Here is a 22,031-nt window from a genome sequence, read left to right on the forward strand (position 1 = left end):
TGAAGGCATGGCGAATACGCAATATCTGTTTTGGGTGATGTTTGGAGCACTGGCACTGCTGTTTATCGTGATATCGACCTTTGTCGGCATGTCACGCACGGCCAAACAGGGGTTTATCACCCTGGCGGTGTTACTGCTGCTACTGATTGCCGGCGCGCTTTACATCAGTCATTAGCGCTGAAAACGGCGTCATCCCTGGGTCTGCAGGCAACAGGAGGGCAGGGTGATAAAGACGCCACCGTCAGCGATTTCCTTAAGTCAGGGAATGCTGGCATAATATACAGTGTTTTTTGCCGTTATTGAGAGGGTACGTGGCAGACGATTTTGCAACTGATGGCGCGCTGGCAAAAGGCATTGCGGGATTTAAACCGCGTGAAGCCCAGCGTGAAATGGCGCAGGCCGTCGCGGAAGCCGTGCAGAATAGCGGCGAGCTGGTGGTCGAAGCGGGGACGGGGACAGGCAAAACCTATGCCTACCTGGCTCCGGCTTTACGCGCCAATAAAAAAGTGATCGTGTCCACTGGCTCAAAAGCCCTGCAGGATCAGCTCTACGCCCGCGATTTGCCTACCATTGCCAACGCGCTGAAGTTCACCGGTAAAACGGCACTGCTGAAAGGTCGCTCTAACTACCTTTGCCTTGAGCGCATGGAACAACAGTCGGCGACCGGCGGCGATCTGAGCGTTCAGGCGCTCACGGATTTAGTGACGCTGCGCGCCTGGTCATCGCAAACCACAGATGGGGACATCAGTTCCTGTGCCGGCGTTACCGAAGACAGTCCGATTTGGCCGCTGGTGACCAGCACCAATGACAACTGTCTGGGCAGCGACTGCCCGCTGTACAAAGAGTGCTTTGTGGTGAAGGCGCGTAAGAAGGCCATGGACGCCGATGTTGTGGTGGTTAACCATCATCTGTTTCTTGCCGATCTGGTGGTGAAAGAGGGCGGATTCGGTGAGCTTATCCCCGAAGCGGACGTGATGATTTTTGATGAAGCCCATCAGCTGCCGGACATCGCCAGCCAGTATTTCGGTCAGCAGCTCTCCAGCCGCCAGTTAGGCGATCTGGCAAAAGACATCATTATTGCCTATCGCACGGAAGTCCGTGACGTACAGCAGCTGCAAAAATCAGCCGACCGTCTGGCACAATGCGCGCAGGACTTCCGCCTGGCGCTGGGCGAGCCGGGTTATCGCGGTAACCTGCGTGATCTACTCAGCGATAACAACATCATGCGCATGTTTACCCTGCTCGATGATGCGCTGGAGCTTTGTTACGACGTGATCAAGCTCTCGCTGGGGCGTTCGGCGCTGCTTGATGCGGCGTTTGAACGTGCAGCGCTCTATCGCACACGACTGAAACGGATACGCGCCATTAGTGAACCCGGCTTCAGTTACTGGTATGAATGCACATCGCGTCACTTTGTGCTGGCGCTGACGCCGTTATCGGTGGCCGAACGCTTCCGCGAAGTGATGGATAACCGTAAAGCCGCATGGATTTTCACGTCTGCGACCCTGGCTGTCGATGAAAAGATGGACCACTTTGCTGACCGGCTGGGCGTGAGCCAGGCTAAGAATCTGATCCTCAACAGTCCGTTTGACTATTCACAGCAGGCTTTGCTGTGCGTGCCGCGCAATCTGCCTGAACCCAATCGTCCGGGTGGTGCGCGTCAGTTGGCAAAAATGATGAAGCCGCTGATCGACGCGAACAAAGGCCGCTGTTTCTTTCTTTGTACCTCGCATCTGATGATGCGTGAGTTGGCCGCAGAGTTCCGTGCCTCTATGACGTTGCCGGTGTTAGTGCAGGGTGAAACCAGCAAAGGGCAACTGCTGAAGCAGTTCATTGATAAAGGCAATGCACTGCTGGTGGCCACCAGCAGCTTTTGGGAAGGTGTGGATGTCCGTGGCGATGCGCTGTCGCTGGTGATCATCGACAAACTGCCGTTTACCTCGCCGGAAGATCCTCTGCTTAAAGCCCGCATGGAAGACTGCCGGATTCGGGGTGGCGATCCCTTTAGCGACGTGCAACTGCCCGACGCGGTGATTACGCTTAAACAGGGCGTTGGCCGTTTGATTCGTGATACGGACGATCGTGGCGTGCTGGTGATTTGCGACCAGCGGCTGGTTTCCCGTCCCTATGGCGCGCTGTTTCTTAACAGTCTGCCGCCAACGCCACGAACACGTGATATTGCGCAAGCTATTGCCTTTATTCGTCAGCAACCTGGCGAGTAATTGTGTGCTAAGATGCGCGCCGTTTTTGAATCTTCAGAGGTCGTTATGTCGGTCCGAATTTTAGCGCTGGATACAGCGACAGAAGCCTGTTCTGCGGCATTGCTCAACGGGCAACAGATTGACGCGCGCTTTGAGATAGCGCCCCGCGATCACACGCAACGCATTTTACCCCTGATCGCAGAGCTGCTTGAGTCTCAGCAGCTTGAACTGACCGAACTCGACGCGCTGGCATTTGGCCGCGGGCCGGGCAGTTTTACTGGCGTCCGTATTGGTATCGGGATTGCACAGGGCCTGGCGTTAGGTGCCGCCTTGCCGATGGCGGGCATCTCCACCCTGGCCACGCTGGCACAGGGTGCCTGGCGGCAGCACGGCGCAAACCGGGTGTTAACCGCGATTGATGCCCGTATGGGTGAAGTCTACTGGGCCGAATATCAGCGCGATGAACAGGGCAACTGGCAGGGGGAAGCGACGGAGAGCGTGCTGTCGCCCGCCGCCGCGCTGGCCCGGATGCAGGCGCTGGAAGGGGAATGGTACACCGCTGGAACGGGCTGGCAGGCCTGGCCGGACCTGCAGCAGGGGCACGCGCTGCAACTGGTCAACAGCAATGTGACGCTGCCGGCCGCTGAAGATATGTTGCCACTGGCGGTCGCCGCATTACAGCAGGGCGCTACCGTGCAACCTGAACATGCCGAGCCCACTTATCTGAGAAACGAAGTGGCATGGAAAAAACTGCCCGGACGCTAAAATATGACGCAACTTATTGTTATCCAGGCACTCTAAACAGCAACGTTCAGGAGAATACCCATGTCAATGTGTCGTCGCGGTGTTGCAGGTTTGATGTTGGCCTGTGCCCTGGTTTTAAGTGGTTGTGTTTCCGTACCGGATAATATTAAGGGCAACTCGCCGATGCCCCAGCAGGACTTGCTGCGCGTAATGAAAGATCCGGCCATCTATGTTGGTCAGGAATCTCGCTTCGGCGGTAAAGTGGTTAACGTTATCAACCGCAACGGCAAAACCCGGCTGGAAATCGCAACGCAGCCGCTGGATGAGGGCGCAAGACCGGTGTTGGGTGCCAGCTCGCTTGGCCGAATCTATGCTGACATTCCGGGCTTTGTTGATCCTACCGATGTGAAAGATCAATACTTGACGGTGCTCGGCACGCTAAAAGGCACCGAGCAGGGCAAGATTGGCGAGGCAAATTACCAGTTTGTGGTCATCGACGTGCGGGGCTACCAGCGCTGGCATCTCACGCGCCAGATCGTTGCGCCGCCACAGCCGATCGACCCGTGGATTTGGTACGGGCCAACGCGTCATCGCGGCGGTTACTGGGGGCCCAATCCTTACTGGGGCATGTATAACACCGGGCCTGCCCAGGTGGAAACTTTCCTGACGCCATAAGCGTTAGCCGTTTTTAATAAGCCCGGTCGTGGTGCTCGCAGCCGGGCTTTTTATTTGTATTGTTAACTAACACGAAATTTAGTGATGTACTTCGCAACCTCAACATGACAAGCAGAGCAAACTGGTACAATCAGTTAAAATATTGTTAAAAATACGATTGTCGAGGCGGCGATGAGTACACAACAAGATTATCGGGGTGAATCCTTGAATAAGGTTTGGCTAAAACGCTACCCGGCAGACGTACCTGCCGAAATCAATGCTGATCGTTACCACTCTCTGGTTGATATGTTTGAGCAGGCCGTTGTCCGCTACGCGGAACAGCCTGCTTTTTATAACATGGGTCAAAAGATGACCTATCGCCAACTGGACGAGAAAAGCCGGGCCTTCGCCGCCTATCTGCAACATGCGCTGAAACTGCAGCCCGGCGACCGTGTTGCTTTGATGATGCCGAACCTCCTGCAATATCCGGTGGCGCTGTTTGGTGTTCTGCGGGCAGGGATGGTGGTGGTCAACGTTAATCCGCTCTACACGCCGCGCGAATTAAAACATCAACTCAATGACAGCGGTGCCAGTGCGATCGTCATTGTTTCTAACTTTGCGCATACGCTGGAAAAAGTCGTCAGTGAAACCGCCGTGAAACACGTTGTTCTGACCCGCATGGGCGACCAGCTTGCGCCGGTTAAAGCCACGCTGGTGAACTTTGTGGTGAAGTATGTGAAGCGGCTGGTGCCCAAATATCATCTGCCAGGCGCGATATCGTTTCGCCATGTGCTGGATGCCGGTGAAAAAATGGCGTACCAGCGTCCGGAAGTCAGCAACGATGACCTGGCATTTTTGCAATACACGGGCGGCACCACCGGCGTGGCCAAAGGCGCTATGCTTACCCACCGCAATATGCAGGCCAATCTGGAGCAAACCAAAGCGACCTACGGCAAGCTGTTACGTGACGGTAAAGAGTGCGTCGTCACTGCGTTACCGCTCTACCATATCTTTGCATTAACCGTTAACGGCTTGCTGTTTGTTGAGTTAGGCGGGCAGAATCTGTTAATCACCAATCCGCGCGACATTCCCGGCTTTGTTAAAGAGATCGCCAAATATCCGTTTACCGCCATTACCGGCGTGAATACGCTGTTCAATGCGCTGCTTAATGACGACAACTTTAACAAACTCGACTTCTCGACGTTACGCCTTTCAGCGGGCGGCGGCATGGCAGTACAAAAAGCGGTGGCCGAACGCTGGGAAAAGCTCACAGGACACTATTTGCTGGAAGGCTATGGTCTGACGGAGTGTTCCCCGCTGGTCTCAGTAAACCCTTATGACATCAGCTGTCACACGGGCAGTATCGGATTGCCTGTGCCCTCAACGGACGTGATTATTCTGGATGAGAGCGGGAATGAAGTGCCTACCGGAGAGCCTGGCGAACTGTGCATCCGTGGCCCTCAGGTGATGCTCGGCTACTGGCAGCACCCGGAGGCCACAGCAGAAGTCCTGAAAAATGGCTGGCTCCATAGCGGGGATATTGTTACCGTTGATCCCGAAGGATTTATCCGTATCGTGGACCGCAAAAAGGATATGATTCTGGTGTCGGGCTTTAACGTCTATCCTAATGAGATTGAAGACGTCCTGATGCAGCATCCCAAAGTGCGTGAAGCGGCAGCGATTGGCGTGCCCAGCGAGCTGTCCGGCGAGGCCGTTAAAGTCTGCGTAGTTAAAAAAGATCACTCGCTGACCAAAGAAGAACTGCTGGATCACTGTCGTCGCCAGCTCACAGGCTATAAAGTGCCTAAAATCGTCGAGTTTCGCGATGAACTGCCAAAAACCAATGTAGGAAAAATTCTGCGTCGTGAACTGCGCGACGAGGTGAAAACCAGCACAGGCTGATTCACCGTCAGGATTCAGGTTGAACGCCGGCGCTGTCCGGCGTTTTTATTGCTTTTAACATGGAGCACCGCACGTTGTCGGCTGCGGTGAAAACTGAACGTGAACTATTCCCTGATCGAGAACGATGATCACCTGGCCGAGGTGTGCCACAAAGCACGCCAACATGCGGCCGTCGCCCTGGATACCGAATTTGTCCGTACCCGTACTTACTATCCGCAGCTGGGACTGATTCAGCTGTTTGATGGCGAACAGTTAGTGTTGATCGATCCGTTACCCGTTCGTGACTGGTCACCGTTTATTGAACTGCTAACGGACACCCGCGTGACGAAATTTCTCCATGCGGGCGGGGAAGATCTGGAAGTGTTCCTGCACCGTTTCGGTGTCCTGCCACAGCCGATGATTGATACACAGATTCTGGCGGCTTTCAGTGGTCAGCCGCTTTCCTGGGGATTTGCCTCAATGGTGGCGCACTTTACGCAGGTTGAATTAGATAAGAGTGAAGCGCGGACCGACTGGTTAGCCCGTCCGCTCACGGAACGGCAGTGCCAGTATGCGGCGGCGGATGTGCATTACCTGCTGCCGATTGCTCATCAACTGATACAGCAGGTAGAGCAGGCCGGTAATATGGCCGCGGCACTGAGTGAATGCGAAAACCTGTGTCAGCGTCGGCTGGATACGTTAGCGCCGGAGGATGCGTGGCGTGACATCACTAACACCTGGCAGTTGCGTCCGCGCCAGTTGGCGGCGCTGCAACGCCTGGCGGCATGGCGCCTGAAAGTGGCGCGTGAAAAAGACATGGCGGTCAATTTTGTGGTGCGTGAAGAGAACCTGTGGAAAGTCGCACGTTTTATGCCGGGTTCTCAGGGTGAGTTAGATCATCTGGGCTTATCGGGCCATGAGATTCGTTTCCACGGCAGGGCGATGCTGGCGCAGGTGGCAGAAGCCGCTGAGCTGGATGACAGTGCGTTACCGCCGCCGTTAAGCAATCTGGTGGATCATGTGAATTACAAGCGGGCGTTTAAGGCAATCAAAGCGCTGGTACAGCAGGTGAGTGAGCAGAGTGGTTTTAGTCAGGAACTGCTGGCGTCTCGTCGACAGATCAATCAGGTGTTAAGTCAGCACTGGGGGCTTAAGCCACAGAACCGCGAACCCGAGCTGTTAACAGGCTGGCGTGGCGAGGTGCTGAAACCCGGTATTACCGACATCCTTGCCGGGCTGTAAAAAATTTCCCCTGCAACTGCGCAGGGGAAAGTCAGGAAACGGTTGACGTCATTTAGGCACGTCTTCCGTTTCGGGTAGCGTGACGTTCAGTTCAAGAATGGAGATATCATCCCCTTTCTGATCGAGTTGAACCGTCACCATGTCCGGATCAATCTTCACGTATCTGCAAATCACTTCAAGAATGTCGCGCTTAAGTTGCGGAAGATAATGGGGCTCACTGTCGCCCCTTCTCCGTTCTGCCACAATAATCTGTAGCCTTTCCTTGGCTATATTGGCAGTGTTCTTCTTCCGGGATAAAAAGAAATCAAGTAATGCCATGGTTTATCCCCCGAACAGGCGTTTCAGGAAACCCTTCTTCTCTTCTTCAATAAAGCGGAAGGGGCGAACTTCACCGAGTAACCGGTCAACGGTATCGGCATAGGCTTTACCAGCATCAGACTCACCGTCCAGAATCACCGGCTCGCCCTGGTTAGAGGCACGAAGCACGGACTGATCTTCCGGGATCACGCCGACCAGAGGAATGCGCAGAATTTCCAGCACATCTTCCATGCTCAGCATATCGCCACGATTAACGCGACCCGGGTTATAACGGGTCAGCAGCAGATGCTCCTTAACCGGTTCCTGGCTGGTTTCAGCGCGGCGGGATTTTGAAGAGATGATGCCGAGAATACGGTCTGAGTCGCGGACAGAGGAGACTTCCGGGTTAGTGGTAATAATGGCTTCATCTGCAAAATACAGTGCCATTAACGCCCCGGTTTCAATGCCGGCTGGCGAATCACAGACGATGAAGTCAAACGCCATCTCTGCAAGATCGTTCAGGACCTTTTCGACACCTTCACGAGTCAGGGCGTCTTTATCACGGGTTTGTGAGGCTGGCAGAATATAAAGTTGCTCAGTGCGCTTATCACGAATCAATGCCTGGTTCAGCGTGGCATCACCCTGAATGACATTAACAAAATCGTAAACAACCCGGCGTTCGCAACCCATGATTAAATCAAGGTTACGCAGGCCGATATCAAAGTCGATGACAACCGTTTTTTTGCCTTTCTGCGCTAAACCGGTGGCGATGGCCGCGCTTGACGTGGTCTTACCAACGCCCCCTTTACCGGATGTAACTACAATAATGCGTGCCATAAATGTTGATTTCCTTAACGAAAGAAAAGGGGCCTAATTAAGTGTCTGTATAGTCAGCGCGCCATCCTGAAGACAGAGGCGTGCTGCTTTAGCAAAAAACGCTTCGGGGATTTGATCCATGATCCAGTACTCCCCGGCGATAGAAACCAACTCTGCTGCAAGGTTGGTGCAAAAAATCTGGCAATCTCTGTCACCGCTGGCACCTGCCAGAGCACGGCCACGCATCATGCCATAGATATGAATATTGCCATCAGCGACCAGTTCCGCACCGGCGCTCACGCTGCTGGTGACGATCAAATCCGCATTGCGGGCATAAATTTGCTGGCCAGAGCGCACCGGCGTGTTAACGATGCGTGTTTTCGCCACCAGCGATTCGGCTGCAACGGGCTTGAGTTCCGGCTCCTGCGCGTCACGCTTGTGGCTCTCTTTGCCTTCAGCCAGCACCGGAAGTCCGACGCGGGCAATCATTTTTTTCAGCGCATCATCTTTGCATCCACTGACCCCGACGATACGCAGTCCCGTTTCGCTCACGGCCTGCTGCATCTGTTTCCAGTTCACCGCGGCATCGAGGGCCGCAACATTCAGCACCACGGGTGCGTTCTTCAGGAAATCTGGAGCCTGGTCAATTTTGTCCTGGAGCGCTTTGCGGATCACCTCTGGCTCATGGTGATGCAAATGAACGACGGACAAGGTAAAACTGCTTCCCTTAAATTCGATTGGCGATTGCGGCATCTGTCCCGACTCAGTCCTGTTTTACTACCCTGTGCTAAGCGATGATAAAAGCATCGTTAAAGCGCGATCGGCGAATATTCGAAGTACTGCAAGCATGTTATAGTTACCGCTATATTCAAACAAGCCTCAGCGCTGGTTAATTCGAGTAAAAAATATGTTTTGTGTGATCTACAGAAGTCCGGTCCGCGACCAAACTTATCTCTACGTTGAAAAAAAGGACGATTTTTCACGCGTTCCTGACGCCCTGCTCAAAGGCTTTGGTAAGCCACAACTCGCGATGGTGGTAAACCTTGCCCAACGCGACAAACTGGCCAATGCAGACATCAATAACGTTAAGCAGGGTTTAAGCGAGCAGGGATATTATTTGCAAATTCCCCCACCGATCGAAAGTTTGTTAAAAACGCATCTCGAACACGACAGAAAAGATTAACTCGGATTGTTCCTTTAATATAAATTTTGCGCGACTGTCGGCAGCCAATTTATATTCCCAGCCGGGGCGAATAATAATTGTGCAGCACCGCTGTTTTGTTGCTTTTTCCGCGCAATCCGATTGGTCATCGGTTCGCGGTGACGCACAAATAGCCTGGCTGACTTGTTGACAATTTTCACGCATCTGTCAGGTTTAACCACTCTTAACCGTTATGAACAGGCTGGCTTTGCGTGCTGTCTGTCCGTAACGTCAACTCGCCGATATGGCTGACATTTCGGTAACATAAGCAGGGGATTAGCATGTATCAGCATCGTAACTGGCAAGGCGCTTTGTTAGATTATCCCGTGGGTAAAGTGGTGTGTGTTGGCAGTAACTATGCGAAGCACATTAAAGAGATGGGCAGTGCGACACCAACCGAACCGGTAATTTTTATTAAACCGCAAACGGCCTTATGCGATATGCGTCAGCCTTTATCGATTCCTGATGCGTTTGGTGAAGTGCATCATGAGGTTGAGCTGGCGGTGCTGATTGGCACCACCCTGAAACAGGCTTCAGACGCGCATGTGGCCAAAGCCATTGCCGGTTATGGTGTGGCACTGGATTTAACCCTGCGCGATCTCCAGGCGGGCTTAAAAAAAGCCGGGCAGCCCTGGGAAAAAGCGAAAGCCTTTGATAACGCCTGTCCTCTGTCGGGTTTTATTCCAACTGCGGAATTTTCAGGTGATCCACAGAACACCGAACTGAAGCTGGTCGTGAACGGTGAGGTTCGTCAGCACGGCAATACCGCCGATATGATTCACAAAATCCTGCCGCTGATTGCACATATGAGCCAGTATTTTACCCTGCACGCGGGTGACGTCATCCTGACCGGTACGCCAGAAGGCGTTGGGCCAATGCACGCTGGCGATACGTTAGAGGTTTCCATCGCGGGCCATGGCATCAGCACGCGGGTACTGTAAAACTTGCATCATTGGGCCAATATCTTTATAAGGTGCGGTTTATGCTAAATCTGGACAACCATCATGACTGAAACCCCTTTCTGGCAACACAAGCGCCTGGCACAAATGAGCGATGAGGAATGGGAATCCTTGTGTGATGGTTGTGGCCAGTGCTGTCTGAACAAGTTACAGGACGCCGATACCGATGAAATTTATTTCACCAACGTCGCCTGTAACCAGCTCAACATCAAAACCTGCCAGTGTCGCAATTACGAGCGCCGGTTTGAATATGAAGAAGACTGCATCAAGCTGACGCGCGAAAACCTGACGACCTTTAACTGGTTGCCTCGCACCTGCGCCTATCGACTCCTGGGCGAGGGGAAACCGTTACCGGCCTGGCACCCGCTGCGCGCAGGGTCAAAAACCGAGATGCACGCTCAGCGCATTTCGGTGCGCTACATTGCCGTGCGGGAAAGTGAAGTCCGCGACTGGGAAGATCATATTATCGATCGGCCAGATCGGAACGGATGATGTTTATAAACGAAAGGCTGCCAGCGGCAGCCTTTTTTACGTTAGCGACCAAATAGGTCGCGGCGTTTAGGTTTCAACGGCTGAGCGATCAGTACCAGCACGCCGACCAACAGATAGGCGGCGAAAATACCGATCATCCACTGTGGCATGCTGAGAGACAGAAAATCCCATCCGCGATCTGAGCAATCCCCGCTGGCAACAAATACCGACGGCAGCCATTTATCCAGCGGCAACCATGTCGGGAAACGCGCAGCGAAATCACAGGTCACAAAGGGATTGGGATGCAGCAGGATCATCGTGTGTTCGTAAGACAACTGCAGCCCTTTCCAGGCGCTGTAAATCCACATCAGAATCGCCACCAGGCGTAACGGTGAGCGAGGCAGAAGAAAGCCGATAACGCCTGCCGCCACTACGCCGAACAGCGCGCAGCGGACATAAATACACATTACGCAGGGTTTGAAGCCCAAACCATGCTGAAACCATAACGCCGTAAGCTCCAAGGCCAGTGCTGTGAGTGCCAGTAATAACCAGGCACCGCGACCACGCGAACATTGGTTTAAATATCGCAACATATTGCATTCCCTGTAAACGTCAAGCCCGCAGTGTAAACCAAAAGTCGCTGCACGCCATCCTGCGTGGATAAAAAATCATGTACAAACATGACCTGACACTGCTCCAGATTAATGACCTCACGCAAACCGCCACACAGCATGTTATTGCTGTTCGTCGGTGGCGCTAAACCGGATGAGCAAGACCGCAGCCGTTGCGGTGGTGCAGGCGCAAAAATGAGGTGTGATGCGGGCTTAAATGGCGTCAAAGATTATCAGGGTAATCTGTCTTAATTTTGTGCTAAACCGCGCTTTTAATCGTTGTGCAGGCTATATCCGCTATAGGGCGTCTGGTATGATGAGTGCCCATTACGATCCAGAAAGCAATGAGAACACACAGTTATGGTTATTAAGGCGCAGAGTCCAGCCGGATTTGCTGAAGAGTATATAATTGAAAGCATCTGGAACAGCCGTTTTCCACCCGGATCGATTCTTCCTGCTGAACGTGAGCTTTCTGAACTGATTGGCGTGACGCGCACCACGTTACGTGAAGTGTTACAGCGTCTGGCACGTGACGGCTGGCTGACGATTCAGCACGGTAAACCCACGCGCGTTAACAATTTCTGGGAAACCTCGGGTCTTAATATTCTTGAAACCCTGGCGCGACTCGATCACGACAGCGTGCCCGCACTGATCGATAACCTGTTATCCGTTCGCACCAATATTTCCTCTATCTTTATTAGCCGCGCATTACGCCATTATCCTGAGAAGGCGCGCGAAGTGCTGGAGGCCGTCAATAGTGCTGAAGACCAGGTCGATAGCTATACCGAACTGGATTACAAGGTGTTCCGTGGCCTGGCGTTTGCCTCCGGCAACCCAATCTATGGCCTGATCCTGAACGGGCTGAAAGGGCTCTATACCCGGGTTGGACGACACTACTTTTCTAATCCGGAAGCCCGCAAAGTGGCCCGGGATTTCTATCAGACGCTGCTTGCCCTGTGTGATAAAGAGCCCACTCAGGACGAAATCGTCGAGTGCGTGCGCCGCTATGGCCGTCAGAGCGGTGATATCTGGCATTCAATGCAAAAAACGATGCCTGACGATTTAGGCAGCAAGCGTTAATAAAAAACCGGACGTGACGTCCGGTTTTTTTTTGTCCATTTACAGCGGGGAGTTACGCGGTGGATTTCGGTCCAGTAGCTCTACCGTTCCGTCTTCATTCTGTTGCTCCAGAATCACATCAAACCCCCACAGGCGATGGACGTGCTTAAGCACTTCCCGGCGGCTTTTATCCAGCGGTGCACGACTTTGCGGTACATAGCGCAGCGTCAGTGAACGATCGCCGCGTAAGTCGACGTTATAAACCTGTATGTTGGGTTCCAGATTACTCAGGTTGTACTGCGCCGAAAGCTGCTGGCGAACGGCGCGGTAGCCGGATTCATCGTGGATAGCTGCAATCTCCAGAAAGTTATTACGATCGTCATCCAGCACGGTAAACAGACGGAAGTCACGCATGACCTTAGGCGACAGGAACTGGCTGATAAAGCTCTCATCTTTAAATTCACGCATCGCAAAATGCATCGTTTTAAGCCAGTCAGAACCCGCAATATCCGGGAACCAGTAGCGATCTTCTTCGGTTGGCGACTGGCAAATGCGTTTGATGTCCTGAAACATGGCAAAACCTAACGCATACGGATTAATCCCGCTGTACCACTGGCTGTTATAAGGCGGCTGAAAAATGACGTTGGTATGGCTGTGCAAAAACTCCATCATAAAGCGTTCAGACACTTTGCCTTCATCATAGAGGTGATTCAGGATGGTGTAGTGCCAGAAGGTTGCCCAGCCTTCATTCATCACCTGGGTTTGTTTCTGCGGGTAAAAATACTGGCTCACCTTACGGACGATACGCAAAATTTCACGCTGCCAGGATTCAAGCAGCGGGGCATTCTTTTCCATAAAGTAGAGCAGGTTTTCCTGCGGCTCTGACGGGTAACGCGCCGCTTCAATCTGAGTGGCTTCTTTTTCCCGTCGTGGCAGCGTACGCCACAGCGTATTCACCTGACTCTGTAAATACTCTTCCCGGCTTTTCTGCCGTGCTTTCTCTTCCTGCAGCGAGATCTTCTGCGGACGTTTATAGCGATCAACCCCGTAGTTCATTAAGGCATGGCAGGAATCAAGCAGGCGCTCTACCTCCTCTACACCGTAACGCTCTTCGCAGTCAGAGATGTAATTTTTAGCAAACAGCAAATAGTCGACGATGGAGCTGGCGTCGGTCCAGCTCCGAAACAGGTAGTTGTTTTTAAAGAAGGAGTTATGTCCGTAGCAGGCATGGGCCATCACCAGCGCCTGCATGGTCATGGTGTTCTCTTCCATCAGGTAGGCGATACAGGGATTGGAGTTAATCACAATCTCGTAAGCCAGGCCTTGCTGTCCGTGTTTATAGCGCTGTTCGGTCTCGATAAATTTTTTGCCGAATGACCAGTGCGAGTAGTTAATCGGCATGCCGACACTGGAGTAGGCATCCATCATCTGTTCTGAGGTGATCACTTCAATTTGGTGCGGGTAGGTGTCCAGACCGTAGTGTTTGGCTACACGGTCAATTTCAGCCAGATAGACATCCAGTAATTCGAATGTCCAGTCAGGACCATCGCTAATTCGTTTGCTGTCCATGAGGGAATCGTCAAAGATTGTGGTCATAGCGCACCTCTGTTTTGGCGAACGAGCGAACGCTGACTGGCTGCCCGTTACGATTTATTTAAGGCTCTTCCTGAGAAAGGAAACCCAAAAAAACTGAGTGAACATATCAATGATAGTTCACTGTCGCTTATCCGATCGGGGAACTCAAACGAATTCTTTGGCAGAAAAATCATTTCAGGTTGAAAGGGTTGGGATTAAATAGCCCTACTTGCTGCGCTGTGGGTTTTTTTTAGCATAAAGCACTGCTTTTTAGGGTAAAGGCGCGCGTCAAATGATTCTCCTGCAAGAGGAGGAATTAACTATAAACAATGTCATTTATGCCTGATTTTTTGCATCAGGGCGCATAAATCTCTGAATTTCAGTCTGTGAAATGATTTTAGTTACCTGCTGACGGAAAAAGAGGTGAAATAGTTGAATTGTTTAGAGGATGTTTCCACTTTGTGATCACACTGAATGTAAACCAGTGAACAGTGGATTATGCTTTTTAATTTCGCGGGGGACTTATGCACGTAGTGATTCTTGGAAGTGGCGTAGTAGGCGTAACAAGCGCATGGTATCTGGCGCGCGCCGGGCACCAGGTCACCGTGATCGATCGTCAGCCTCAGCCCGCTATGGAGACCAGCGCCGCGAATGCCGGACAGATCTCTCCGGGCTATGCTGCGCCCTGGGCGGCACCGGGTGTACCGCTGAAGGCAATGAAATGGATGTTCCAGCGTCATGCTCCACTGGCAATCCGGCTGGACGGCAGTCGCTTTCAGCTTGAATGGATGTGGAACATGCTGCGTAACTGCGATATGCGTCATTACCAGCAAAACAAAAGCCGCATGGTCCGCCTGGCAGAATACAGCCGTGATTGCCTGAAAGCGCTCCGTGCAGAAACCGGCATTGCCTACGAAGGCCGCCAGGGCGGCACGCTGCAGCTGTTTCGTACCCAGCAGCAGTTTGACAGCGCCAGTAAAGATATTACTGTACTGCGCGAGGCCGGCGTGCCCTACGAGTTGCTGGAAGCGCATCAGCTGTCCAGCGTCGAGCCTGCACTGGCGGCGACCCACCATAAACTCACCGGCGGATTACGCCTGCCGAATGATGAAACCGGGGATTGCCAACTTTTTACTCAACGTCTGGCTAAAATGGCCGAAGAAGCCGGAGTTGTCTTCCGTTTTAATACGCCAATCGATCAGTTGCTACGCGACGGCAATCGTATTTATGGCGTGAAGTGCGGTGAGGAAGTGATTAAAGGCGACAGCTATGTCGTGGCGCTGGGTTCTTATTCGACCTCGCTGATGAAGAATATCGTCGATATTCCCGTCTATCCGCTTAAAGGCTATTCCCTGACGATTCCGGTGACCAATCCCGATGCGGCACCGGTTTCTACAATTCTTGATGAAACCTATAAAGTGGCAGTGACGCGCTTTGATAACCGTATTCGCGTCGGCGGCATGGCCGAGATTGTTGGTTTTAACACCAAACTGCTGGAGGCGCGTTGTGAAACCCTGGAGATGGTGGTCACAGACCTTTATCCTGAAGGCGGTGATGTCAGCCAGGCGAGTTTCTGGACCGGCCTGCGCCCTATGACGCCAGATGGAACGCCAGTGGTTGGCGCTACGCCGCTCTCGAACCTTTATCTGAATACCGGACACGGTACACTGGGATGGACAATGGCGTGCGGCTCCGGTCAGTTACTCGCTGACGTCATATCCGGGACATCATCCGCGATAGCCGCAGATGATCTCACCGTCTTTCGCTATTTACCCGGTTTTGCGGCCAGCCGATCGCCGCTTCGCAACGTTAACGCTACCCGTTAAGCCTTCAGGGAGAGGAAGTATGTCACGTCCAATTGTCGCTACCATCGATCAACACGCGTTGCGACATAACCTGGCGATTGCGCGCCGGGCGGCTCCTGCGTCACGCATCTGGTCAGTGGTCAAAGCGAATGCCTATGGTCACGGCATTGCCCGCGTATGGGAAAGCCTGTCAGCGACCGATGGTTTCGCTCTGCTTAACATGGAAGAGGCCATTATGTTGCGCGAGCAGGGCTGGAAAAAGCCGATATTACTGCTCGAAGGGTTCTTTCACCCTGATGACCTGGCATTAATCGATCGCTACCGACTGACCACCAGTGTGCACAGCAACTGGCAGATTCACGCCCTGGCCAATGCCACGCTTTCTGCGCCTGTTGATATTTATCTGAAGATCAACAGCGGTATGAACCGTCTGGGGTTCCGTCCTGAGCAGGTCAATGGGATCTGGCATAAACTGCGTGCGATTGAAAACGTCGGGGATATCACGTTGATGGCGCACTTTGCCGATGCGGAAAATCCTGACGGTATTGTCGAGCCGTTAAAGCGCATCGCGCAGGCCACGGAAGGGCTGGAAAGCCCGCTTTCATTGTCCAATTCGGCCTGTACGCTGTGGCATCCCGAAGCACATCACGACTGGGTGCGCCCGGGGATCATACTGTACGGCGCCTCACCAAGCGGTGACTGGCAGGATATCGCCAGCAGTGGTCTGAAGCCGGTGATGACGCTCACCAGTGAGATTATTGGCGTGCAGCAACTTCAGGCTGGAGATGGCGTAGGCTATGGTTACCGCTATCATGCAAAGCAGCCACAGCGCATCGGCGTGGTAGCCTGCGGCTATGCAGATGGTTATCCGCGCCATTCGCCGACAGGCACCCCGGTTGCCGTTGACGGCATTATGACGCAGGTTGTCGGCGCGGTGTCTATGGACATGATTACGGTTGATCTCACGCCTTGCCCGCAGGCTGGCATTGGCTCGTCTGTCGAGTTATGGGGCGAAAACGTCAAAATCGATCAGGTGGCGAAAGCAGCCGGAACCGTGGGCTATGAGCTCATGTGCGCACTGGCACCCCGCGTTCCGGTTAAGCTTATTTAACAGCGGTAATACGACTTTGCATGTTTTTGCTGCAGCGCCAGGCCAGGAAGGCCAGCGCTGCGCCCAGCAGCATCATCAACGTCAGCGACAGCTTTTCTGCCATCGGCAGGGCTACGACGATCAGACTGCCTGCTGCGCCTCCCGCCATCTGAATAAACCCCTGTAGCGCTGAAGCGACGCCCGCCTGTTGTTGATAGGGTTCCAGCGCATAGCTGGTGGCTGGCCCAACGGTGAAGGCCAGCCCAGCGACAGCGACCGCGACCGGAAACATATACAGCGCCCAGTGGGATTGCATACTCGCAGGTAATAACGTCATGCCTGCCACCAGCAGCACGGCACCCGTTAGCATCGTAATAAAGCCGATGGCCAGGCAAAACGGTCGGCCCGCTTTACGAATCGCTTTATTCACCACCACGCTAACCATCATGATCCAAAAACCATTAGCGCCGAAGGCGAAAGAGAAGGCCAGAGGGGACAGACCGCCTTCGGTCATTAATACCTGTGGGGCCAGTGACACATAGGTCAGCACCATGCCCAGGGCCCCCGCATTGGCAAAAGCAAAGGCCAGGAAGCGAGGTTGACGGAGAATGGTGGCGTACTGATTCACGGGAAGGCCTTTAACGCGCAGCGTATCCGCCGGGCGCGTTTCAGGGAGCCAGACGATAACCATCAGCATCACTACTGCCGCGTAAGCGCACAGGAACCAGAAGGGCGCTCGCCAGTCAAAGGCGCTGGCCAACAGCCCACCCAGTAACGGAGCCAGTGCGGGCACAATATTCAGTGCGCCATTCAGGAAGCCATAAGCCCGGGCGGCATCATCGCCGCTCAGTCGGTCGCGCACGCCGCTAAAGGCCACCACCGCGCTGCAACATACCGCGCAACCCTGTACCAGACGGGCCAGTAAAAACAGCGGAAAAGAGGTCGCTGTGGCGGCGATGGCGCTGCCAGCAATATAGAGCGCCAGGCCCAGCAAGGCGATGGGCTTACGTCCATAGTTGTCCACCAGCGGGCCACTGACCAGTTGCCCCAGGCCCATCACCAGCAAAAAGAGTGGGATAGTCGTTTGCACCAGGGCAACAGGTGTTGATAAGCCTTCGGCGATCTGGGGCAGCGTCGGTAAATAGAGATCGATGCCTAAAGGTGCCAGTAACACCAGGCTCAATAACAATAAGGTATATTTTTGCATAGCAACCAGAGGGTAAACGTTCGATAAAGCGAGGGAAGAGGGTAATGATTAACAGGACAAAAGGAAAGCGAATTACCGGACGAAATCGCGATGCCTGTCCGAAACAGGCATCGCTGGCTACATCAGTAAGCGCCGTCGCGGCGGAATACCACGCCCGCCGTTTTAAACAGAATGGCGATGTCCGTCCACAACGCCCAGTTTTTAACATACCAGGAGTCAAAATAGACGCGGGTATCGTAATCAATATCGTTACGACCGCTGACCTGCCATAACCCGGTCATGCCCGGTTTTGCCATCAGGTAGTAATCCACATCGCCGGCATAACGCTCAAGCTCAGCCTCAATCACCGGTCGTGGTCCCACCAGACTCATTTCGCCACGGATCACGTTCCAGAGCTGCGGTAACTCATCGAGACTGGTTTTACGCAGGAAGCCGCCAATGCCTGTAATGCGTGGGTCTTTCTTGAGCTTGAAGTCTTTGTCCCATTCCCGGCGTGCCTCTTCGCTGGTCGCCAGGAGTTTTTCCAGAACCTCTTTGGAATTCGTGACCATCGAGCGGAACTTGAGACATTTGAACTTTTTGCCATCCTGGCCGATACGTTCGTGACCGTAAATCGCATTGCCGCCGTCACGCTTGACCATGTAGCAAAGCAGGCCGAAGACCGGTGCAAGGAAGAGCAGTAGCAATGATGCCACCACAATATCGAAGCCACGCTTCAGGAAGCGTGAGGAATGCTTCGCCAGGTTATTACTTACGCGCAGAATCATCACTTCATGGCTAAAAATAAACGACATGTCCGTACCGTACAGCGGCACGCCGCGTAAGGTCGGGATCACTGACACGGAACGGCAGTTCATTTTGGATAAAAACTTCAACCAGCGATCGCGTTCCGGCTGCTGCTCATACTCCATCGCGACAATAAACTGCACATTGTCTCGGTCGATGGTGTTCCAGTTGATATCCTTCGCCGAGATGACGGGCACGCCATTAACACTCTGCTGCTGCGGCGCGTCTTCTACAGAGATAAACGCCTGAACGTTATAACCGAGAATTTCTTCACTTTGTAAGGCCGCGAAGGCTTCGGTGGCGTTGCGACCTGAACCAATGATGATGGTCTCTTTTTTCCATTGACCGGCTTTATTAATGGCTTTTTTTACGCCGGCGCGCATCAGTGGCAGCAGAAGCAGGGCATAGCTCCAACTGAACACCCACACCATGCGGGAAAAGTCCCATTTAGAAAACGCGATTAATGCCAGATCGAGCAGAGAGAAAACAACCAGTGTTTTGATAATCTCTTTCAGTTCGAACCAAAAGGGTTTGCGGTAAGTGTAGTGGCGCAGACGCATCCAAAACCAGCCAGTACATAATACCGACATAATAAACTGCGCAATAAAACGGTTTTCAATTTGATGCGGTGGAATAAACGCATCAAGATCTCCCCAAATACCCTGAATAGTGGCAGCAGAGAGAAACAGCGCTAAATTCAGCGCAATAAGGTCGGAAAAACTGAGTGCAAACTTTACAAGAATATTCTTACGAAGACCGCTCCATGAGCGACTCGCATTGTTTATTACCATTGTACTTGCCATAAAACCTGCTCTCTTAATTAAGTAAAAGATGGCCTGACCAGAATCAAGTACGCGTTCAGGGGTTAACGACTGAAAATCCAAAACCGGGATGTTTTCAGTTTGTTACAGTCATTAGAGCCATTAACGCTGCAAGAAAAAATTTCGCTAAGCGTGAGTTGAGTCACGTAAAAATGCAGCACTGGGGAAGAGTATGCAGGAGATATTTGACAGAGTTAATACGGAATAATTCTTAAAAAACCAGGCGATAATCGCGTGAGTTTTGTTTAAGTGGCTAATTTGAAAGATAATATTTTAAAAGTATAACTTATGAGCAGTGTGTACAGGGGCTTTTTTTAGGAATTACCGCCAAATCGACTGTCTGGCGGCAATTCACAGGATCATGCTGGTTTTTTTAATACCCAGCGGTCTTGTTGCTTATCGTAATGCCCGATGTGCAAGATGACTTCCTGGTCATCAATCCAGGCCGGAACGCTGGTGTCGTGATCCCAGCCGTCGAGCTGATAACTCAGGCCGGGGTTGGTGTGGCAGGGAATACTCACTGTCACAGGTTCTTCGCTGCTGAATTCTGCATCGACAATTTCGTAGCGACCAATTTTAACCACGTGACCCATGGATAACTCCCGTTTTAACTGAATGTCATAAAAGCTTAGTGCAATTCAGCCAATTAACCGCGCCAATTAATTAAGATTATTCCTTGTCTTCACTTGGGCGCACACCAATTTTCACGATTTGATTATCTTCTTTTTCCGCCACGGTCCAGGTCAGCTGATTCCATTCAATCTGATCGCCTACGACGGGCGTGCCGCCGAGCATGCCGAGCATCAGTTGTCCCAGTGATTGTTGCGCGTTGGTGTGTTCATCCAGTTCAAGACCATATATTTGCGCCACATCGTTCAGGCGAGCGTCGGCATCAAGAATAAAGTCACCGAAGAAACGCTGATCCAGCGAGACAGGCGGCGACTGGCTGAACATTTTTCCCAACGCAGGCAGGTCACGCTCACGACCAATGACGCAAATCACGTCGTTTTCTTTTAAACGCGTCGCGCTATCTGGATGCATCAACACGTTATCCCGAAACAGGGCGGCGATGCGGGTTTCACGCGGCATCTGTAGATCGCGCAGCGCGGCGCCTACGCACCATTTGTCGGCACTAAGCTGATAGACAAACTGCTCCCAGGGGTTTTCCGGATGGATATCCAGCCCGATGCGGCTGATGGGCGACGCCGTAGGCGGTACCACCACTTTGGCTTTCTTCGCGGCATATCCCAGCGAGGTGCCCTGTAGCATCAGTGAGACCAACACGACAAAGAAGGCAATATTAAAATAGAGCGACGCGTTTTCCAGGCCCGCCATCATCGGAAACACCGCCAGGATAATCGGCACCGCGCCACGCAGGCCCACCCAACTGATAAAAACCCGCTCGCGCCCGGTGAAGCCACGGAAGGGCAATAAGCCGATGAAGACGGACAGGGGGCGCGCAACCAAAATCAACCACAGCGAGAGAATCATGGCCGGGACCGCGATATGCCAAAGATCCGACGGCGTGACTAACAGGCCCAGCACGATAAACATGCCTATCTGACTGAGCCAGGCCATACCATCAAAGGTTTGCAGAATACCAAAGCGGTTGCGGATAGGGCTGTTTCCGAGCAAGAAACCACACAGATACACGGCCAGAATCCCACTGCCTTCCAGGACCGTGGTCAGGGCAAACACCAGAATACCGCCGCTGAGTGCCAGTAAAGGGTAAAGGCCAGGAGCCAGGTTTATGCGGTTAATCAGCTGCTGCAGGGCCCAGCCGCCGCCCAGGCCCAGCACGATGCCCAGACCAAACTGTTGAATCAGGTGTACCACAAACATCCAGTCAAGGCCGGTTTTGCCCTGCTCGATCATCTCTATCAGCGTAATGGTGAGAAACACCGCCATAGGATCGTTGCTGCCAGACTCAATTTCCAGCGTTGAGCTTACGCGTTCATTCAGGCCTTTATCGCCCAGTAGTGAGAACACCGCGGCCGCATCGGTGGAACCGATAATGGCGCCAATCAAAAAGCCCTGCATCATATCAAGCCGGAAAAGCCATGCGGCGACCAGACCGGTTAATCCAGCCGTGATAATGACGCCTACCGTTGCCAGCGACAGTGCCGGGCCCAGCGCCACCTTGAACGAGCTGGCTTTGGTGCGCATTCCGCCATCCAGCAGAATAATCGCCAGGGCAAGGTTAGAAATCAGGTAAGCGGCTGGGTAGTTATCGAAGGCGATACCGCCGATGCCATCAATCCCGGCTAACATTCCCAGCGCCAGGAAAATGACCAGGATAGGAATGCCCAGACGGGATGAAAAGGAACTGAGTAAGATACTCGACGCAACCAGCACGGACCCAATAATAAAAAGACTATAAACAATAGTGTGGTTCAAACCCGGTCTCCTGAGATACGGCAATCAATGTTAGCTAATGTGTAGAAACACCCATGCTATGTCTGCAAGATAATGTTTTATCAATGAGTTGTCATGGTCATTATGCAATTTATATCAATTGCTAATGCCTTGGTTACTCCAGTTTAACGATATTAATAGAGTAGTTGGAGGGTTTGTGACGGGGAAGGCCATGTTTTAACAGGTTATTAGACAA

The 22,031-nt window shown here is 52.8% G+C and carries 21 protein-coding genes; 12 read left to right on the forward strand and 9 right to left on the reverse strand.

The window, feature by feature from the left end; genetic code table 11:
• Positions 1-7 precede the first annotated feature (7 nt).
• The 6 genes from CMR03_RS25160 to rnd all read left to right on the forward strand — a co-directional run bounded on the left by CMR03_RS25160 (position 8) and on the right by rnd (position 6,722).
• The gene (locus tag CMR03_RS25160; protein WP_164484312.1) at positions 8-175 is read left to right on the forward strand and encodes a hypothetical protein; all 168 of its coding nucleotides are present in this window, start codon (positions 8-10) and stop codon (positions 173-175) included.
• A gap of 136 nt (positions 176-311) precedes the next feature.
• Positions 312-2,222, forward strand: coding sequence for a DNA repair helicase YoaA (gene yoaA, locus CMR03_RS00875; RefSeq protein ID WP_096010494.1), 1,911 nt, complete (start codon positions 312-314; stop codon positions 2,220-2,222).
• A 45-nt stretch (positions 2,223-2,267) separates the two neighbouring features.
• The gene (gene tsaB, locus CMR03_RS00880) at positions 2,268-2,966 is read left to right on the forward strand and encodes a tRNA (adenosine(37)-N6)-threonylcarbamoyltransferase complex dimerization subunit type 1 TsaB (RefSeq protein WP_096010705.1); all 699 of its coding nucleotides are present in this window, start codon (positions 2,268-2,270) and stop codon (positions 2,964-2,966) included.
• A 60-nt stretch (positions 2,967-3,026) separates the two neighbouring features.
• Positions 3,027-3,620, forward strand: coding sequence for a Slp family lipoprotein (locus tag CMR03_RS00885; protein ID WP_096010495.1), 594 nt, complete (start codon positions 3,027-3,029; stop codon positions 3,618-3,620).
• A 204-nt stretch (positions 3,621-3,824) separates the two neighbouring features.
• Positions 3,825-5,501, forward strand: coding sequence for a long-chain-fatty-acid--CoA ligase FadD (gene fadD, locus CMR03_RS00890; protein WP_128604249.1), 1,677 nt, complete (start codon positions 3,825-3,827; stop codon positions 5,499-5,501).
• A 99-nt stretch (positions 5,502-5,600) separates the two neighbouring features.
• A complete protein-coding gene (gene rnd, locus CMR03_RS00895) occupies positions 5,601-6,722 on the forward strand; it encodes a ribonuclease D (protein ID WP_096010496.1) in 1,122 nt (373 codons plus the stop codon).
• Positions 6,723-6,770: 48 nt separating this feature from the next.
• On the opposite strand, the gene minE is transcribed toward rnd, so the two are convergent.
• From minE to minC, 3 genes are read right to left on the reverse strand one after another with little or no spacing between them, the layout of a single operon-like run.
• Positions 6,771-7,040 (reverse strand): cell division topological specificity factor MinE, encoded by a 270-nt coding sequence (gene minE / locus CMR03_RS00900; RefSeq protein WP_063879837.1) that lies wholly within the window; start codon positions 7,038-7,040, stop codon positions 6,771-6,773.
• A 3-nt stretch (positions 7,041-7,043) separates the two neighbouring features.
• Positions 7,044-7,856 (reverse strand): septum site-determining protein MinD, encoded by an 813-nt coding sequence (minD, locus tag CMR03_RS00905; RefSeq protein ID WP_063879836.1) that lies wholly within the window; start codon positions 7,854-7,856, stop codon positions 7,044-7,046.
• 33 nt (positions 7,857-7,889) lie between these two features.
• Positions 7,890-8,588, reverse strand: a complete 699-nt coding sequence (gene minC / locus CMR03_RS00910) for a septum site-determining protein MinC (protein WP_096010497.1) — start codon at positions 8,586-8,588, stop codon at positions 7,890-7,892.
• A gap of 154 nt (positions 8,589-8,742) precedes the next feature.
• Here minC and CMR03_RS00915 point away from each other — a divergent pair, with 154 nt between their 5' ends.
• From CMR03_RS00915 to CMR03_RS00930, 3 genes are all read left to right on the forward strand, one after another.
• The gene (locus tag CMR03_RS00915) at positions 8,743-9,018 is read left to right on the forward strand and encodes a YcgL domain-containing protein (protein WP_096010498.1); all 276 of its coding nucleotides are present in this window, start codon (positions 8,743-8,745) and stop codon (positions 9,016-9,018) included.
• Positions 9,019-9,317: 299 nt separating this feature from the next.
• The gene (locus CMR03_RS00925; protein ID WP_063879833.1) at positions 9,318-9,977 is read left to right on the forward strand and encodes a fumarylacetoacetate hydrolase family protein; all 660 of its coding nucleotides are present in this window, start codon (positions 9,318-9,320) and stop codon (positions 9,975-9,977) included.
• A gap of 63 nt (positions 9,978-10,040) precedes the next feature.
• Positions 10,041-10,487: a YcgN family cysteine cluster protein gene (locus CMR03_RS00930; RefSeq protein WP_063879832.1), complete on the forward strand. Its 447-nt coding sequence runs from the start codon at positions 10,041-10,043 to the stop codon at positions 10,485-10,487.
• Between the two features lie 41 nt (positions 10,488-10,528).
• Here the strand turns inward: CMR03_RS00930 and dsbB are convergent, their stop codons facing one another.
• Positions 10,529-11,059, reverse strand: a complete 531-nt coding sequence (gene dsbB, locus CMR03_RS00935; RefSeq protein WP_096010500.1) for a disulfide bond formation protein DsbB — start codon at positions 11,057-11,059, stop codon at positions 10,529-10,531.
• Positions 11,060-11,437: 378 nt separating this feature from the next.
• Here dsbB and fadR point away from each other — a divergent pair, with 378 nt between their 5' ends.
• A complete protein-coding gene (gene fadR / locus CMR03_RS00940; protein ID WP_063879830.1) occupies positions 11,438-12,157 on the forward strand; it encodes a fatty acid metabolism transcriptional regulator FadR in 720 nt (239 codons plus the stop codon).
• A gap of 39 nt (positions 12,158-12,196) precedes the next feature.
• On the opposite strand, the gene CMR03_RS00945 is transcribed toward fadR, so the two are convergent.
• Positions 12,197-13,732 carry a SpoVR family protein gene (locus tag CMR03_RS00945; RefSeq protein ID WP_063879829.1) on the reverse strand — a complete coding sequence of 512 codons (1,536 nt, stop codon included), beginning with the start codon at positions 13,730-13,732 and terminating at the stop codon, positions 12,197-12,199.
• 503 nt (positions 13,733-14,235) lie between these two features.
• Here CMR03_RS00945 and CMR03_RS00950 point away from each other — a divergent pair.
• The gene (locus CMR03_RS00950) at positions 14,236-15,537 is read left to right on the forward strand and encodes a D-amino acid dehydrogenase (RefSeq protein ID WP_096010501.1); all 1,302 of its coding nucleotides are present in this window, start codon (positions 14,236-14,238) and stop codon (positions 15,535-15,537) included.
• 19 nt (positions 15,538-15,556) lie between these two features.
• Positions 15,557-16,627, forward strand: coding sequence for a catabolic alanine racemase DadX (gene dadX / locus CMR03_RS00955; RefSeq protein WP_063879827.1), 1,071 nt, complete (start codon positions 15,557-15,559; stop codon positions 16,625-16,627).
• Here dadX and CMR03_RS00960 read toward each other — a convergent pair.
• From CMR03_RS00960 to CMR03_RS00975, 4 genes are all read right to left on the reverse strand, one after another.
• A complete protein-coding gene (locus CMR03_RS00960) occupies positions 16,620-17,813 on the reverse strand; it encodes a multidrug effflux MFS transporter (RefSeq protein WP_096010502.1) in 1,194 nt (397 codons plus the stop codon). The two genes, dadX and CMR03_RS00960, sit on opposite strands and share 8 nt — an antisense overlap.
• 122 nt (positions 17,814-17,935) lie before the next feature.
• Positions 17,936-19,402, reverse strand: coding sequence for an undecaprenyl-phosphate galactose phosphotransferase WbaP (gene wbaP, locus CMR03_RS00965; protein WP_063879825.1), 1,467 nt, complete (start codon positions 19,400-19,402; stop codon positions 17,936-17,938).
• 377 nt (positions 19,403-19,779) lie between these two features.
• Positions 19,780-20,013: a DUF1480 family protein gene (locus tag CMR03_RS00970; protein ID WP_096010503.1), complete on the reverse strand. Its 234-nt coding sequence runs from the start codon at positions 20,011-20,013 to the stop codon at positions 19,780-19,782.
• A gap of 76 nt (positions 20,014-20,089) precedes the next feature.
• The gene (locus tag CMR03_RS00975) at positions 20,090-21,817 is read right to left on the reverse strand and encodes a potassium/proton antiporter (protein ID WP_063879823.1); all 1,728 of its coding nucleotides are present in this window, start codon (positions 21,815-21,817) and stop codon (positions 20,090-20,092) included.
• Positions 21,818-22,031 lie beyond the last annotated feature (214 nt).

This window comes from Pantoea allii (genome assembly GCF_002307475.1).
GTDB classification, from domain to species: Bacteria; Pseudomonadota; Gammaproteobacteria; order Enterobacterales; family Enterobacteriaceae; genus Pantoea; species Pantoea allii.

Bases quoted from the DNA above. Each gene is read 5' to 3' on its own strand.
- CMR03_RS00960 (WP_096010502.1), bottom strand. From the start codon at position 17,813: ATGCAAAAATATACCTTATTGTTATTGAGCCTGGTGTTACTGGCACCT.
- fadR (WP_063879830.1), top strand. From the start codon at position 11,438: ATGGTTATTAAGGCGCAGAGTCCAGCCGGATTTGCTGAAGAGTATATA.
- dadX (WP_063879827.1), top strand. From the start codon at position 15,557: ATGTCACGTCCAATTGTCGCTACCATCGATCAACACGCGTTGCGACAT.
- CMR03_RS00915 (WP_096010498.1), top strand. From the start codon at position 8,743: ATGTTTTGTGTGATCTACAGAAGTCCGGTCCGCGACCAAACTTATCTC.
- CMR03_RS00970 (WP_096010503.1), bottom strand. From the start codon at position 20,013: ATGGGTCACGTGGTTAAAATTGGTCGCTACGAAATTGTCGATGCAGAA.
- wbaP (WP_063879825.1), bottom strand. From the start codon at position 19,402: ATGGCAAGTACAATGGTAATAAACAATGCGAGTCGCTCATGGAGCGGT.
- CMR03_RS25160 (WP_164484312.1), top strand. From the start codon at position 8: ATGGCGAATACGCAATATCTGTTTTGGGTGATGTTTGGAGCACTGGCA.
- CMR03_RS00930 (WP_063879832.1), top strand. From the start codon at position 10,041: ATGACTGAAACCCCTTTCTGGCAACACAAGCGCCTGGCACAAATGAGC.
- CMR03_RS00885 (WP_096010495.1), top strand. From the start codon at position 3,027: ATGTCAATGTGTCGTCGCGGTGTTGCAGGTTTGATGTTGGCCTGTGCC.
- CMR03_RS00950 (WP_096010501.1), top strand. From the start codon at position 14,236: ATGCACGTAGTGATTCTTGGAAGTGGCGTAGTAGGCGTAACAAGCGCA.
- CMR03_RS00945 (WP_063879829.1), bottom strand. From the start codon at position 13,732: ATGACCACAATCTTTGACGATTCCCTCATGGACAGCAAACGAATTAGC.
- tsaB (WP_096010705.1), top strand. From the start codon at position 2,268: ATGTCGGTCCGAATTTTAGCGCTGGATACAGCGACAGAAGCCTGTTCT.
- dsbB (WP_096010500.1), bottom strand. From the start codon at position 11,059: ATGTTGCGATATTTAAACCAATGTTCGCGTGGTCGCGGTGCCTGGTTA.
- minD (WP_063879836.1), bottom strand. From the start codon at position 7,856: ATGGCACGCATTATTGTAGTTACATCCGGTAAAGGGGGCGTTGGTAAG.
- minC (WP_096010497.1), bottom strand. From the start codon at position 8,588: ATGCCGCAATCGCCAATCGAATTTAAGGGAAGCAGTTTTACCTTGTCC.
- CMR03_RS00925 (WP_063879833.1), top strand. From the start codon at position 9,318: ATGTATCAGCATCGTAACTGGCAAGGCGCTTTGTTAGATTATCCCGTG.
- minE (WP_063879837.1), bottom strand. From the start codon at position 7,040: ATGGCATTACTTGATTTCTTTTTATCCCGGAAGAAGAACACTGCCAAT.